This is a genomic window from Roseibium sp. MMSF_3412, assembly GCF_030733265.1.
Classification (GTDB): domain Bacteria; phylum Pseudomonadota; class Alphaproteobacteria; order Rhizobiales; family Stappiaceae; genus Roseibium.
The window spans coordinates 1-15551 of record NZ_JASHJI010000020.1; the positions used below are offsets into that span (position 1 = coordinate 1).

A 15551-nucleotide genomic window follows, 5' to 3' on the forward strand; every position below is an offset into this window, starting at 1 on the left:
GCCCCCCAACGTCCAGACCGCTACCTGCTCCCGCCGCCCGCGGATGTCAAACGTTCCGACGTTTTGAAGGCCCGGTGCAATCGCGTGCGGGTCCGCACTGCATGCCCTGACGGCCTCGATAAGGTCATTGCTGACAACGATATCCGTGCCAGTGTGGCGGGTCAGGCTTTCCAGGCAGTTGGCGATGGTCAGAGGCCATCCTGAACTCCCATGTCACCGCCTGCGCTGCATCACATTCCGCAATGCGCCCCGCCTCCCTCAGGAGCGCGAGACCTCGTATTTTCCCACGGCGCTCATGTAAAAGATGCAAGGCTCCGCGCCGGTGCAGGTGACCGCGTGCACTGTTGCCCGCCTGGAGCCGAAATAGCTGCCCGGATCGAGCGGTGTGGCCTCAGACAGGCCGGGAGCCTGATGGGTGGCGGTCCCGCTGATGACAACGGCGCGCAGCCAGGCATCGCCCCCGGTTATCGTTCCCTTAAAGCCAGCCGGAAGTTTCAGGAAAGTTCCGTTCTTTTCAGCCTCCGCCGGCGCGCCCCACAGGAACGCCATCTTCGGCTGGTCCGCGCCTTCAGTTGCCCCCGGTGCGTCGACCCAGGCGACATCCTCCGCGTCGATCCAGACGATATTGCCGGCCGCGACATTCACCGGAAATTCGCCATTGGCGAAGGCCCGGTCCCTGGGCTGGACGAGATACGGACCCTCCTGGATCTCCAGGAAGGCGCTCGACAGGCCGGCATCTTCGCGCGCGGCCGTGATGTGCGTTGCCCCGGCGGGCTGGGTCCAGAACGAACCCGGCCCCATCCACATGGGTTCTGCGGCCGGGTCGTCATTGTGAACGGCCCCGCTGATGACGACCGCACGGTAGGTGATGATGTGGATATGCGGCGGCGAGCTGAAGCCCGGCTTGAACCGGATGATGGTGCCGGTCGGCACGTCCTCGCGGATATCGCCCCACAAGACGCCCGCCTGCGGGCCGGCATCGCCGCGCGCCGGGTTCAGCGGCTGGAAGGCAACGTCTGCGCTCGGCACCACCTCCACCCCCCCGGATGGTTCCGGGTTCTGGGAAGCAGCGGCAACTGCAACAAGCGCGATGACGGCGGATGAAGCGACGAGGAGGCTGGAGAAGCGCATCTTGAAACTCCCGGGTTCTGGCGCAGCGCACGCGGCGCTTTTCTGTCTCCCGCTTTAAATATGTTCCGCATTTCGCTAATAATCGGCGGGTCCTCAAAATTACTATTTGAAAAAACAAAATAATGCCCCTTGATCTGAAGTCCCTGGAATTGTTTGTGCGCGTGGCGGCACTCGGCGCGATCGGCAAGGCGGGAGCGGAGTTCGGCCTGTCCGCGACCGCCGCGACCCAGCGTCTGCAGGCGCTGGAGGCAACGATCGGAACGCAGCTGTTGCACCGGACCACCCGGGCCGTGTCCCTGTCGACGGATGGCGAGATTTTCCTTGCCCATGCCAAGCGCATTCTGGGCGATGTCGAAGAAGCGCTTGCGGACATCAGGCCGGACCCCAGGGACATCAAGGGGGAGCTCAGGATCGCCTGTTCAGCGTCCTTCGGCCGCCTGCACATTGCCCCGCATGTGACGGAATTCCTCCAGAACCACCCCGGCGTTTCGCTTCAGCTTGCCATGAGCGACAGCGTCATCGATATCGTGGAACAGGGGTTCGACATGGCGATCCGCATCGGTGCGCTTGCGCCCTCGACGCTCAAGGCGCGCAAGCTGGCCGTAAGTCCGAGATGCCTGGTCGCTGCGCCCGGCTATTTGGAACGGCATGGTGTCCCCAACACCCTGGACGATCTCAAAAAACACAACTGTCTGGCGCGCGAGGACATGCGCACCTGGTCTCTGGCCGCGCCTGACGGCACAATTCACGATGTCAGGACCAACGGCAATTTCTCAAGCACAAGCGCCGAGGCGATCACCGAAGCCGCGCTTTCCGGTCTCGGCATTGCGCGCAAATGCATCTGGGAGATTTCCGATCACCTGACCAACGGAACGCTTGTTCAGGTTCTGGAGGGCCATTCCGTCTCGCCCTTCTGGCAGGTCTTCGCCGTCCGCCCGCCGTCGCGCCTGCCCCCGGCCCGCGTGCGCGCCTTTACGGATTTCCTGGAAGCAAGGTTCAGACACGTGCCGGCCCTGTGCGGCAAGGGGCATGAAGACACAGGCAGCGACACCCGGCCTTTCCGCCGCGCTGGAGCCTGAGCCCGGTCCCGTTTTCGCGTTGCGATTGAAACTGGCGGCGCAAAAAAGCCCCGCCGAAAATCAGCGGGGCTGGAAAGTCGTTCCAGAACGCACAGACGCGTGCGCCCTTGAATTTTACGACCCGAAGGATGTCTCAAAGGCTGGTGAAACATCCGATTGTGTGCAGACCCGGCGGACCAGCCGCCGAAATCTTGTTATCGGGTCCTGTTATCAGGCCTTCTTGCGGCGGCGGCTTGCGAAGCCGGCAAATCCAAGCGCGGTGCCGAGCAGGAGAACGGATGCCGGAAGCGGAACCACGTTCACCTTGCTGTAGTGAAGCGCCTTGATTTTGAAGTTGTCGTTCTTGTCCCAGGCACCGATGCCGAACATCGTGCCCTGCCAGATGCTGTTGAACGTGTAGGTCGCAAACCCGGTTCCCGGGATGTTCACGTTACGCGCAATCACACCCAACGGTCCGCCATCGACCGTCGCGAACGAAAATTCGTCGTTGCTGTCTACGTAGGAGAACGTGACGGCTTCGAGAATGACTTCATGATCGAAGGTGAACTTGACGATGTCGTTTCTGTTGCGGCCGTCAACCTGGTGGCTGTCGCCCCTGTGGCTGTAGACGCCGAGCCCGGTGCTGTATTGACCGGCAATGCCGCAGCTCAGGCAGATTGAGCCCGCGTTGTTGAAAGTTCCGCCGTCCACGGTGACATTGACCACACCATCGGTGTAGACATCCCCGTCGACGTTATAGTCGGTCGGTCCGTTGAAGTAGACCGGAGCCGCTTGAGCGGCCGTTGCACTGACTGAAAAGACAATTGCAGCGGCCAAGGTAGCAAGTTTCATCACAACCCCCACTTACAAAATTGGATTAATTAACCTTGATATTGCACACATCGCGAAAACTACCGAACAACCTGACCTAACGCAAGGCTAAAAATTCCGGCTTGAATTTCCTTTTTTGCGAGATTGCAACGCAGAAAAAAATTAATCTAATTCAATAAGTTATAAAGAAAATAATGGATTGCAACCTCGCTGTCGGATCGGTAGAAAATGACGCAGGGGAAGCTTCAAAAATGCCCATTTTTCAGCCCGAAACACACCCACGATTCGGCGTCATCCAGCACGTTTCCGGCCCCTGCCTTAACCTTCCCGCAGAGGTGCCACAACTCATGCGTTAATCACAATGGGTCCCTCAAGAGCGCAATCCCGCACCGGCGCGGGCGAACCTGCCAATCGCGCTGACCGGAAACCAAATGAGGAAAAAATGGTGGGCCCGGAGGGACTCGAACCCCCAACCAATCCGTTATGAGCGGACGGCTCTAACCAATTGAGCTACAGGCCCACGGCCCGGTAATCGGTAAGCCGGTTGCCGGGCACACAGTCCCTATACCATGGCGAACCGGCTGGGCAAGTGCTTTGCATGGTCAAACCGAAAAAGGTCCTGGAAAGACCGGGCATTGCGGCCGCTCGCGGGTGTTGAGGCAGAACTTAGCCGAAGCCCCGGGATCGGCGCGGACGGCACCGCGCCATGCGCTCCATCGGATCACCAAGAAAATGGTTCCGTTCCCTTAAGGCTTGAGGTCTAAACTGACACCGTATCTGACACGCCCGCCGATGGACCAAAAGCCGGAGCCGACATGCGAAGTCCCCTTCTGACCGCAACCCTGACGGTCCTTCTCATCTGCATGATCGGCTGGCTGCTGGTCGTCGGACGTTCGCTGCTGCTGCCCTTCGTGATCGCGCTCATCGTCTGGTACATGATCAACTCGCTCGCCCACGCGTTCCAGAAGATCCCGATCGGACCCTGGCGCCTGCCCGGGTTCGTCGCTTTCACCTTCGCCCTTCTGGCCATCTTCGCCGCCAGTACCGTCGTGCTCGACATCGTCACCGTCAATCTTGCCCAGCTCGCCCAGGACGCGCCCACCTACCAGCGGCGCCTTGAGGAAATCTTCGACCAGTTCTCGTCCCATTTCGACCTGAACGATCCGATCGAACTGAAAGACCTCCTGCCGGACAGCGTCGTCCCGCGCATGGTGACGGCAGGCGCGAGCCTGGTCACGACGCTGGCGGGCTCCGCCAGCCTTGTCTTCATCTATGTCCTCTTTCTGGTGCTGGAGCAGTCCACCTTCGACCGCAAGTTCGAACGCCTGTTCGCAACGCCCGAGCGTGCGCAGTCCGCCTTCGCGATCCGTGCGGAAATCAACCGCTCGATAATGCATTACTTTTCGATCAAGACCGCGGTCTCGGTCGCGACCGGTGCCCTGACCAGCCTCGTCCTGATCCTGATCGGCCTGCCTTACGCGGCTCTTTTCGGCTTCATCGCCTTCCTGTTGAACTACATTCCGACGATCGGCTCGCTGATCGGGGTTATTTTCCCGAGCCTGCTTGCCGTTGTCTATTACGACACGCTCGGCCCCTTCTTCGCGATCGCCACCGGTCTCGGTCTCATTCAGTTCGCCATCGGCAATCTTGTGGAGCCCAAGCTGATGGGCTCGAACCTCAACCTCTCGGGCCTTGTCATCATGCTCTCGCTGGCCTTCTGGGGCGCGATCTGGGGCATTGTCGGTATGGTCCTGTGTGTGCCCCTCACCGTGATGATCGTCATTGTCTGCGCGCGCTTCGAAAGTTCGCGCCCGATTGCCGTCCTGCTATCGGAGACCGGTGAGGTCGGCTTTGAAAAGCAGAAGGGTACGGGATCGGTCTGAATTCCGTGGCACCCTGAACCAAGCCTTTGAAAATGAACGGAAGCTGAACCGGCGAGCCTTATCCGTGCCGCAATGGCCACCCATGTTCACGCACACGTGAAATACAGCCTGAAAGGATTTTTCAATGACAGGTTTTATCGCCGTGCTGCGCGGCAAAAGACTGGCTTTCGTGCATGGCTTCGCCCTCGCGGTGGGGCTTGCACTGGCGCTTTCAACCGCGATCCCGTCTTCCGCGCAGGAGACGGTGCCGTCCAGTGGCACCATCACCATGGACGGCCGGGGCACGGTTACCGTTGCCCCCGACATGGCGGTGATCACCACCAATGTCGCCACCACCGGCAAGACGGCAGCCGATGCGCTGTCGGAAAACTCGGCGGCGATCGCCAAGGTGATCGATGCCATCAAGAATGCCGGTATCGAGGCAAAGGATATCCAGACGCGCGGCTTCGGCATCTATCCGCGCTATGAGCGCATCACGGACGGGTCCAACCGCCAGCCGAACATTATCGGCTACGAGGTCCGCAACGGGGTCGAGGTCAATATCCGCGACATCGCCAAACTCGGCGATATCCTGTCCCTGGTTGTCGACAGCGGCGCGAATTCCGTCGACGGCATCCGTTTCGACGTAAGCGACCCGGCCGAGAAGCTCGACGAAGCGCGCAAGAAGGCCGTCGAGGCCGCACGCCACAAGGCGGAAGTCTTTGCAAGCGCCGCCGGCGTTGAACTCGGCGAGATCCTGTCGATATCGGAAACCGGCACGCAGGTGCCGCGCCCGCAGATGATGCGCGCGAGTGCCGTGATGGCCGCCAGCCCCGAGTCCGTGCCGATCGAGGCCGGTGAGGAAACCATCGGCGCCAACGTCACGATCCAGTGGGCGCTGAAGTAGCGCACCCATACCTGGCTTCCCGGTCCCGCATGCGGGGGACCGGGTCAGAACTTCCGGTACCAGACCTGCATCGGCTTTTCGGTCTCTGACGCGTCACCGATATCCTGCCAGGGAAATGTAACGATCACACCGTCCAGTTTCTTGTAGCCGCGCTTGCGCCAGAACGGGTCCAGCGGCCGGTAAGCTGCCGGCCGCATCGGATGATCGTCCGGCCGGATGACACCGCAGAAGACAGCCTCGCCGAAGCCCAGTTTCTTCGCATGGGCCTCGCGCTCGTCGAAAAAGCGATGACCGATGCCCTGGCCGCGATAGGCCGGATCAAGCACGGATTCGGCAAGATAGAAGATCTTCTCCGGATCATAGCCGCGCTCCCGCAGCGGCTGCTGGAACGCCTCGTATTCATCGCCGAGCGGCTCGCCGGTGGCAGCGCCCACCAGCTGTGCACCGTCATAGGCGCCCACGATCAGGGCGCCCTCGGTCTCCGCATAGCGCTGCAGGTATTTCGCCTCGTACTCCATGGAACCGTCATAAAGATACGGCCAGTCGTGAAAAACGGATATCCGCAGCCGGGCGAGGTCCCCGAGTGCATTTTTCAGGTCTTCGCCTGTTAAAGTTCTTATCTCGACCGGCACACCTAACCCTCTCAAACAACGGCATGATTTTCAGCACCGATCGGACCAGCCCGGAGCGATCCTGTTTGCATCGCAACATCGGCTCCAGAATTTTGCAGATTTCCCATTGAGATTAAACACTCTTTTCTGTAAGGAGTGCGCTCCGGAAATTACACCGGGGACATCTGCTGGTTTGGGAGAGCGATATGGAAAGCAACGCCCTCTTCGAACTGGGGATGGACTTGGAGGCTCGTGTAGCAGAAGACGCAATCAGCGTTGCCGAGCCAAGAAGCACCACCCAGAGGGAAGAAAACGTTTCTAATGCGGCCGCCGGCATCTTTGCCGATGACCGCCTGGATCACTTCATTCAGAAGGAAGGGGTCCACTGCGCTGGTGCGCATCTGATTATTGATCTTTACGACGCCGAGAGGCTCGACGATCTGCCCCATGTCGAACAGGCTCTGCGCGCCTGTGTCAACGAAGCAGGCGCGACCCTCTTGCACATCCACCTGCACCCGTTCGAACCGACCGGCGTGTCAGGTGTCGCCGTGCTGGCGGAAAGCCACATTTCCGTCCACACCTGGCCCGAGGCGGGTTACGCGGCGTTCGACGTTTTCATGTGCGGCGATGCCAAGCCTGAAAAATGCGTCGACGTTTTGCGCAACGCCTTCAATCCGGGCAAGACCGCGGTCTCCGAATTGCTGCGCGGGCGCGAGGTTGCCAACCAGCTGTCGAAACCGCACACGCTGGAAGCGGCCGAATGAGCGACGGACTGGTCTTCAACGAAACCCTTTATCCGGGGGTTCAGGTCAGCTACGGCTGCGACCGGATCCTCTACCAGGAAAAGACGGAGCACCAGGACCTGGTGCTCTTTTCCAACCCGGTCTTCGGCAAGATCCTGATGCTGGACGGGGTGACCCAGGTCACCACGGCGGACGAGTTCATCTATCACGAGATGATGTCCCACGTGCCGATCATCGCCCACGGCGCGGCAAGGAACGTCCTCATTGTCGGCGGCGGCGATTGCGGCCTCGCCGAGGAAGTTCTCAAGCACCGGACGGTCGAGAAGCTGGTTCAGGTGGAAATCGATGCCTCGGTGGTGGAGTTCTCCAAGGAACACTTCGCGGATTTCAATACCGGTGTCGTCGAAGATCCGCGTTTTGAACTGGTCATTGCCGACGGCATGAAATTTGCCGCTGAGACCGATCGCACATTCGACGTCGTCATCGTCGACAGCACCGATCCGCATGGCCCCGGTGCCGTTCTCTTTTCCGAAGAGTTCTACCGAAACGTTCACAGCATGCTGACACCCGGCGGTGTCCTGGTAACGCAGAACGGTGTGCCGTTCCTGCAGCGCGACGAACTGGTGACGAGCATCGAGCGTTTCTCCCGCATCTTCAAGGATGCGGCTGCGTATATCGCGGCAATCCCGACCTATTTCGGCGGTCACATGACGCTGGGCTGGGCGACCGACAATGCCGATCTGCGCAGGCAGGCGGCAACCGTGCTGGAAGAGCGCTTTAGTGCGGCCGGTTTCCAGACCAGGTATTACACACCTGACGTGCACGCTGCTGCATTCGCCCTGCCCCGCTTCATTCTGGATGCTGTCGAAGAAGGCCGCACCAGGGCCTGAGAGGATTGACCTCCATTGTGCAGACGCGCTGTTGCCCGGAGGGACTGGCTTTGGGCTCCGGGCAACAGGCAGCAGACAAGTCGCACAGGCGAACCGAATGCGCTTTTTCGTTAAGCAGCCGCAACGCTGTCGAGGAACTCGTCGATTACCTGGCGAAGCTGTTCGGTGTTGTTGGAGACACCTTTCGCCGCTGAAAGCACGCGTTCTGCCGTGCTCTGGCTTTCATCTGCGGCCTGCCGCACACCGACAATATTCTCCGAAACCCCATTGGATCCTGCTGCCGCAGAGCGGACATTTTCCGAAATTTCAGCGGTCGAGCTTCCCTGTTCCTCCACGGCTGCGGAAATCGTTTCGGTGGCCGAGGACACTTCCCTCATCGTCTCCGCAATGCCGCGAATGGCATCCACGGAGCTTTCGGTCTCTTTCTGGATATCGGTGATCTGGGTCGAAATCGCTTCCGTTGCCTTGGCGGTCTGGGTTGCAAGCTCTTTCACTTCCGACGCCACCACGGCGAAGCCTTTTCCGGCCTCTCCAGCACGCGCGGCTTCGATCGTCGCGTTCAGGGCAAGCAGATTCGTCTGTTCCGCGATGCCCTGGATGAGAAGGATCACTTCACCGATCTTGTCAGCTGAATCCGCGAGGCCGGCAATCTTCGCATCAGTCTCGATGGTGGCACCGGTCGCCTGCTCCACGATACTCCGGGTCTGGCCGACCTGACGCGAAATCTCGCTGATCGAGGTGGACAGGGTTTCCGCGGCCATTGCAACGGCTTCGACATTTTTGGAGGCATCGAGGGACGCATTCGAAACGCTGTCCGCCTGCGCCGTCGTCTGGGATGCGATCGAGGAAAGGCTGCCGGCGGATGCTTCCATCTCCCGGTTCTCCGAATTGACCGCGTCGAGCACGCTCCGAACGGTTTCCCGGAACTCACCGATGAGGCCGTCCACCTTCGTTTGACGGCCGGCACGCACCTCCTGTTCGAGCTTGGTTTCGCCCAGGAGTGCCGCACGTTCAACAGAGGCGTTCTTGAAGAACTGGACGGTCTCCGCCATTTCGCCAAACTCGGTTTTGAAGCCAAGCATGGGAACGTCGGTCTCGATATTGCCGTCCGCCAGCGCCTTCATCGTGTCGTTCAGCTGGTTGATCGGGCGGGAGATGCTTCTTCCGATAAGCAATCCGAGAAAAATACCCACGGCCAGAATGCTGATGCTTGCAAACAGGAAGGTCTTGTCGGTGTTGCTGATCGTGGATTCGAAATTCGCATTGGCAACGTCCTGCCCCTCAGTCGTGACCTCCCGGATTTTGGCAAAGTCCGGCTGCATCTCGGCAAAAATCTTGCTCAACTGCTTCGTTTCGGGCTGGAGGATCATCGCCGTTTCCGCATAGGCCTTGAAGCCTGTCTGGTAACCGTCCATGAGCGTTGAAAGTTCGGATGTCAGTTCAGCAGAGAGCGTCGCGTCATTGAGAATTGCATCGAATTCCTCGCGCCGCTTGTCGATCCGGGCAACGTATTTCTCCGCGCCACGCATCATGAAATCCTTCTCATGACGGCGCATCATCAGCATTTTCACCGTCAGGGCGTCCATTTCGGCAGTTTTCAGGAGCTCTTCGACATTGTGAACAGCCTTGCGAAGGTCGCCTTCAAGCCCTTCCTTCTCGTTCAGTCCGATCTTGATGTGCAGATCGGAAACCGCATGAAATTGCTGGCTGTGACGCGCGACATCGGACTTCAGGTTCTGGATGCTCTCGGAGGCAACGCCCGCGGCTTCGAGCTGCGACATTTGCTCCAGCGCGCTGTCCACGGTCTTGACGGCCTTGTCGTATTTGTCGATGTACTTGGTATCTCTGCGCAGAAGAAAGTCCTTTTCGCTGCGCCGCATCTGCAACGCACCGATTTCAACGGCCTGACCAAGTCTGTACAAGGTCGCATACTGGTTTTTGCTTTCAAGGGAAGCTTGCGTACCCGCCCTTCCCGCGATGTAGGTGATGCCGAGTGCCGAAACGGCAAAGATCGACAGCAGAACCAATAGATTGATGCGTGTTCGGATTCGAAGGCGGTCGAAGAAGCCCGCAGAAACACGATTTTTGTGGGCACTGTTAGGCGTATCAGACATTGTGCAAGCTCCCCCCAGAGCCAAGTCAATAGGTCTGCGTCAGAAGAAGTCAGTGAGTTTAGTCTTCTGAAAATTCGCATTGAGAGTTTGCACACGTCAGTTAATATTGGATAAAATTATAATGAACAAAATCTTGTGATCAGAAATTCTTAAAAGAAGGCGGCACAACAAGGCGCTTCATCTTTGATTGCAAAAATATATACTTGCAACCCAAGAGACGTATCCCATCATGTACTCTCTGGCCCAGCCGGGCCAAAACGGTACACTATGCCAAGGTTTAATTTGCCTGAGATCGCACATTCGCCTGCAAACCCGGTCCTGGCTGCTTGCCTGTCAGGCGGAAGGCGCTGGCGTGATCCGGGTCGTGTGACGGCTTCAAGACACGCGGTTCGGGTCACAGCTTGAAGTACCAACGGAACCTTACGAACCAAGGCGCGTGTCAGACACCCATGACGCGCTTCTTAAAGGGATCGGATCCGGTGATCCACACTCGCCTTTGATACAGGTGTGGGATCAACAGGTACCGCTTCGGCATCGCCTGGACTGTATGCCGTCGGCAGGTCGATCTTGGAAACCACCTGGATAAGGATGAAGCAGCTCGACATCAGCGTGAAGACGACCAGGACGTGGTCGAAATCGAAATGGCTGGTCAGTTGCCCGAACATCGCCGAGCCAATGATTTGACCGACCGGCAGCATGAAGAACAGGACCGCAACAACAGTCGGTGCATGGGTCCGCGAAATCCGCCCGGCCCAGATAAGGTACATGGCGGTTCCCGTCATGTAGAAAACCCCGAACAGGCCGGCGGCAATAAAGGCAAGCGTTGCGGAGTGTTCCGCCATTGTCAGCACAAGTGCGGACGCTCCGAGGCCGACAAAGGAGATCGAATGCATCTCGGCAAGCGACAGTTTCGCAACGAGATCCCCGCACAATCCACCCAACAGGCCGGCAATGCCGAGAGCGATCCAGAACAGGCTGATTTCCGGAGCGCTCCAGTCGGCGAGGCCGACGAGGCTGAGGCCCCCTCCGGTCCAGATCGCGGCGCTGACCATGCCGAAAAGCAGGGCGCTCGACGCAGCCTGATGCAGACCGGGTGACTTGAAAATTCGCACAAGAGAACCGGGACACGTAGCAACGGCCGGCCGTTTCGGCACAGCGAAAAGTGCGGCCAGAGACAGCGCGACGGAAACAAGTGCGAACACCAGAAAACACTCGCGCCAGGTATTGGCAAACTGCAGCGCCGTGATGCTTGCAGCGACGATGCCGACGCCTGTTCCCGCATTGATGATGCTGACCGCGCGTTCCTTGTAACGGCCGCAGGCAACGCTGACACCGGCGACGAGCGGCGGCATCGACAGCCCGGACCCGATACCGATAAACGAAAGCGAGGCGAGCAGGTAGGCCTGTGACTGCGCAAGGCTGACGGTCATCGCCCCCAGTGCCGCGAACGCCATCGCCGCAATCACGGTGACGCGCGCACCCCATCTTTCCGTCAGATAGGCCGCAACGAGCAGCGCGGCACATGTTCCTGCGTAGACACTGCAGGCAAGCAGGGCCGTGTCGTCATGATCGAGCCGGAATTCGTTCTGGATAGACGGAAGAAACTGCCCGAAGGCAAAGCGCACGCCGTAGGTAATTGCGATAACCCATGCACCGACCACGACAAACAGATAGCCCCTCATAACAACATCCCTATGAAATCTGGAACTGTATGAATTCTGATAAACGGCCTCGTACGTGCGGTTCTGAAAACACGCCGCGCGCACACCCAACCGGGCTACCTTTGGATATGTGTCCGGGGCATTTGGATAAAACAGTAGAAAGAGACGAACGTCAGGAATTCAGAAAAAGTGTGATTTACATCTCAGTATTCGCCTGAAAATACAACCCGATACACACGTAAAAGCTTTGTATACTTAGATCTTCCGCAAGGGTAAAAACGGGAGCAATGCGGCGGGAACCTGCTGTGGGGCATCGCGGTGGTTCAATCGCTGAACCGGCTCTACAGTCTTGTACGAAACCTGGCCTCACTTCGCCTCACCTGGCGTGGCGGTCCCGATGACAGATTTGACAATCAGTGAATTCCGTACAATATCTGCATAATTGCGGATGGATTTTCACAATGAAACATGAGTAAATGGGACTGAGTTCCGAAGAGGAATCCTCGATCACATATCAGTATTTTCATATTTAATATTATAAGTATTGCAGAAAATTTTTACGCGCTTAAGCTGCTGAATATCAAAACTAACTTGGACGCTGTAAATCCGCCCATGGCTTAGCGCTTAGCCAAAGGTTTCAGCAATGTACGACTGTTTTTACTCGAACACGGATTTGCGGGACCTCTCGCAATGATCTCGACCTCGTACAAGGACATTTTTACGCTCGGTACGGGGCTTTTGCGGGTGAACAGAGCGGTTCTGTTCGCTGACGTTGTTGATTCAGTGCGCCTGTTTGAGGTGGATGAGGAAGGCACGGTTCTCCGCTGGGTCGGCTTCGTGGACAGTCTTGAACGCAAGCTGGCGGAGTCGGGACAGGGCCGTCTGGTCAAACGCATGGGCGACGGCTTGCTGGCGGAATTCGACGATGCCGGCGATGCGGCGCGCACGGCGCTGGAAATTCAGGCCTCGATTGAAAAGGTCAACGAGAACCTCGCCCCCGACCGGCGCATCGAACTGCGCATCGGTCTTGATATCGGAGAGATCCTGCACAGCGCCGATCAGGACCTCTATGGCCAGCACGTCAACACCGCCGCCCGGTTGTCGGCCGCGTCGCGTGCGGGGCAGATCGTGACCAGCGCGGCCATCCGCAACGAACTGGCCAGCGACCCTGATGCGGAATTTGAAGATATCGGTGAGTTGCACCTGAAGAACCTGCCGCGGCCGGTCAGCGCCTACGTGTTGCGCAACCGCGATGAAGCACAAAGCGTGACGCCCAAGATCGCTGCAAAGGATCTTCAGCCGACAATCGCCGTTCTGCCGCTCGTATCTCCCTCGGTGTCCCAGGAAACGATGGTCTGGTCGAACCTGATCACCGAAGATCTGGTCGGCGCACTGGCAAAGTCTCCCGCGCTCAGTGTGATCTCCAATCTGTCGACGGCAAGCTTCCGGGCAAAGGCTCTGGAACTGGAGGACATCCGCACAAAACTGAGCGCGGACTTTATCGTGACCGGGTCCTTCCGGCAGTCGCCTGACCAGACAATTCTGGACCTGGAACTGATCGAGACCCGCACCGGTCTGGTCGTTTTGTCGGAACGTCTGGAGTTCGATACATCCGAGCTTCTTCAGCGCAACACCATATTCAGCGACCTTGCCAACAGGATGCACGGCGCTCTTTTGAACCGGGAGATGAAGCGCGCCCTCTCCGCCCCTCTTCCCACGCTTGAGGGTTACGCGATCCTGTTCGGGGCCATCGCGCTGATGAACCGGTTGTCCAGGCAGGACTTCGAGCTGGCAAGGGAACTGCTCGACGGATTGATCGAGCGCGTGCCGCATGCCCCCTCCGCCCTTGCCTGGAAGGCACGCTGGCATGTTCTCAAGGTCCAGCAGGGCTGGGCGGACGATCCGGCCCTTGAGGCGAAGCTTGCGCTGGATTGTACCGAGCGAGCGCTGGACATTGACCCGCAGAACTCGGCGGCCCTGGTCGCCGAGGGCTTCGTGCGAAACAATCTCTTGCATGATCTGGATGAGGCGGAGGAACTGTTCGACAGTGCACTCGAGCTGACACCGAACGATGCCACCGGACGCGCATTGCGGGCCGGGCTTTATACCTTTCGGGGAGAAGGAGCCAAGGCAGCTCAGGATGCGGAACAAGCGCTGCATCTGGCGCCGCTCGACCCGAACCGGTTTTTCTTTCAGGCCATGGCAGCCGGTGCCAGTCTTGCGAACAAGGACAATCAGCGCGCCCTGGAACTGGCCGCCAGTTCGCTGCGGTTGAACCGGTCCCATACCTCCACCTTGCGCGTCAAGGCCGTCGCGGAATGGCGATTGGGCAAGCACGAGGACGCCAGAAAGACACTCGCCAAACTTCTGAAAAAACAACCGAATTTTACAATCAGCTGGTGGCGGAAGTCATCGCCTGCAGCGGATTTTGAGATGGGGCGGGCGTTTGCCCGCTCTCTGAAGGAGCTGGGGGTGCCGGACTAGCGGACATGCCTTTGAACAGCATTGGTGAAAGGAGCGCAGCATGGCGAATTCAGGAGGGTTTGGACCCGAAGGAAGCCTGGGAAGTCTTGGAAGCCTCGGGAGCCTTGGAAGTCTGGGGAGTTTGGGAAGCCTCGGCAGTTTGGGCAGCCTTGGCAGCCTGGGAAGCCTTGGAAGCCTTGGCAGCCTTGGATCCGCATCGGCGAACCCGCCGCTGCTGGTCCAGGCCCTGATCACCAATCGCGACGGCATTGCCGGCAGCTTTGAGCCTGTTGCGCCAGGTGATGTCGATGCGGGAAGCCAGGAAAGCACCGCTTATCTCGAACGGCTTTCGGCGGGTGTGCGCTCAAGCATCTTTGCACTGGAACTCGGATCGCGCGTCGGCTTCAAGTTCGATGGCGGCGATGCGAATGTCTATCACTTGCAAACCGAATACGGCACGTCGGAAACCAAGTACCAGCTGCTCATGGAGATGAAACGTCCGACGCAGGAGATTTTTGCCGATCAGCTGACGATGATCGCCAATTACGCGGACTTGCGTGCCGACCGGGCGGGTGAAATCATCTCCCAGCTGGCAACGCCTCTTGAGTTCCTGCGTTCCATCGCCTTTGTCGATCCGGCCCGGACGCCGTTCACCGTGGAATTGCTGGGCATGTCTCTCTGGCTCGCGAACTACGTTGAAATGCGCGTCAAATATGCGCTCGGCTGCAAACGTCCGGTCGAATGGTCTCCGCAGATCCAGCCGATGATCTGGACACCGACCCATGGCAGCCTGCCGAGTGGACATGCCACCGAAGCCTTCTGCATGGCGCAGGTGCTCTGGCGGTTGCTTCAGGATACGGGAACAGAGCCCTATTCCGGCGGGCTCTGGGGCGAGATGATGATGCGCCAGGCAGCGCGCATAGCGATCAACCGGACCGTGGCAGGTGTCCATTTTCCGGTCGACAGTGCAGCCGGAGCCGTCCTCGGGCTTAATCTTGGCGAGTATTTCGTCAAAAGATCCATGCAGATTGCGCCGGACAAGGGATGGAAGTTCGACGGAACGTTGTTCAAGGACGCGTCCGGGTCCGCGGAAGGCCTCGATTTCGACTGGCGGCAATATTACGACTTTGCCTCCACGCCGCCGGGGCTGAAGGCCGGCGTTGCCTGGGTGACTGAAGCAGGCTTCCAGAATTCCGCTCCGGACGCGCCGTCTCTGCCCCTCGGCTGGCTTTGGACCAAAGCCAAGGCGGAATGGTAAGACAACCCTTTTTTGATAAATT

General features: G+C 58.9%; 12 protein-coding genes and 1 tRNA gene. 7 read left to right on the forward strand and 6 right to left on the reverse strand.

All coding sequences use genetic code 11. The features are described from left to right. Positions 1 to 258: 258 nt before the first annotated feature. Entirely contained in the window at positions 259 to 1131 is an 873-nt protein-coding gene (locus tag RBB49_RS24765) for a DUF4437 domain-containing protein (RefSeq protein WP_306145597.1), read from the reverse strand. A gap of 122 nt (positions 1132 to 1253) precedes the next feature. Here RBB49_RS24765 and RBB49_RS24770 point away from each other — a divergent pair, with 122 nt between their 5' ends. Continuing rightward, positions 1254 to 2210, forward strand: coding sequence for a LysR family transcriptional regulator (locus RBB49_RS24770; RefSeq protein WP_306145598.1), 957 nt, complete (start codon positions 1254 to 1256; stop codon positions 2208 to 2210). Positions 2211 to 2420: 210 nt separating this feature from the next. Here RBB49_RS24770 and RBB49_RS24775 read toward each other — a convergent pair whose 3' ends face one another. Together RBB49_RS24775 and RBB49_RS24780 are read right to left on the reverse strand one after the other, a co-directional pair. Then, complete coding sequence (locus tag RBB49_RS24775; protein WP_306145599.1) at positions 2421 to 3041, reverse strand: VPLPA-CTERM sorting domain-containing protein; 621 nt, start codon at positions 3039 to 3041, stop codon at positions 2421 to 2423. Positions 3042 to 3463: 422 nt separating this feature from the next. Then, a tRNA-Ile gene (locus RBB49_RS24780) sits at positions 3464 to 3540 on the reverse strand. A 295-nt stretch (positions 3541 to 3835) separates the two neighbouring features. On the opposite strand from RBB49_RS24780, the gene RBB49_RS24785 reads away from it, so the two are divergent. Then, positions 3836 to 4903, forward strand: a complete 1068-nt coding sequence (locus RBB49_RS24785) for an AI-2E family transporter (RefSeq protein ID WP_306145600.1) — start codon at positions 3836 to 3838, stop codon at positions 4901 to 4903. Between the two features lie 124 nt (positions 4904 to 5027). Beyond that, positions 5028 to 5789: an SIMPL domain-containing protein gene (locus RBB49_RS24790; RefSeq protein WP_306145601.1), complete on the forward strand. Its 762-nt coding sequence runs from the start codon at positions 5028 to 5030 to the stop codon at positions 5787 to 5789. A gap of 44 nt (positions 5790 to 5833) precedes the next feature. On the opposite strand, the gene RBB49_RS24795 is transcribed toward RBB49_RS24790, so the two are convergent. Next, the gene (locus tag RBB49_RS24795) at positions 5834 to 6421 is read right to left on the reverse strand and encodes a GNAT family N-acetyltransferase (RefSeq protein ID WP_306145602.1); all 588 of its coding nucleotides are present in this window, start codon (positions 6419 to 6421) and stop codon (positions 5834 to 5836) included. Between the two features lie 185 nt (positions 6422 to 6606). Between RBB49_RS24795 and speD the strand changes: the two genes are divergently transcribed. Both speD and speE read left to right on the forward strand, forming a co-directional pair. After that, positions 6607 to 7164 carry an adenosylmethionine decarboxylase gene (speD, locus tag RBB49_RS24800; protein WP_306145603.1) on the forward strand — a complete coding sequence of 186 codons (558 nt, stop codon included), beginning with the start codon at positions 6607 to 6609 and terminating at the stop codon, positions 7162 to 7164. After that, on the forward strand, positions 7161 to 8033 hold the full coding sequence (gene speE, locus RBB49_RS24805; RefSeq protein WP_306145604.1) for a polyamine aminopropyltransferase: 873 nt from the start codon (positions 7161 to 7163) through the stop codon (positions 8031 to 8033). The genes speD and speE overlap by 4 nt, the downstream gene beginning before the upstream one ends. Positions 8034 to 8143: 110 nt before the next feature. On the opposite strand, the gene RBB49_RS24810 is transcribed toward speE, so the two are convergent. Together RBB49_RS24810 and RBB49_RS24815 are read right to left on the reverse strand one after the other, a co-directional pair. Next, complete coding sequence (locus RBB49_RS24810) at positions 8144 to 10147, reverse strand: methyl-accepting chemotaxis protein (protein ID WP_306145605.1); 2004 nt, start codon at positions 10145 to 10147, stop codon at positions 8144 to 8146. A 461-nt stretch (positions 10148 to 10608) separates the two neighbouring features. Next, positions 10609 to 11829, reverse strand: a complete 1221-nt coding sequence (locus tag RBB49_RS24815) for an MFS transporter (protein WP_306145606.1) — start codon at positions 11827 to 11829, stop codon at positions 10609 to 10611. Positions 11830 to 12498: 669 nt separating this feature from the next. Between RBB49_RS24815 and RBB49_RS24820 the strand changes: the two genes are divergently transcribed. Further along, a complete protein-coding gene (locus RBB49_RS24820) occupies positions 12499 to 14292 on the forward strand; it encodes an adenylate/guanylate cyclase domain-containing protein (protein ID WP_306145607.1) in 1794 nt (597 codons plus the stop codon). A gap of 40 nt (positions 14293 to 14332) precedes the next feature. Then, complete coding sequence (locus tag RBB49_RS24825; protein ID WP_306145608.1) at positions 14333 to 15529, forward strand: phosphatase PAP2 family protein; 1197 nt, start codon at positions 14333 to 14335, stop codon at positions 15527 to 15529. Positions 15530 to 15551: the final 22 nt, after the last annotated feature.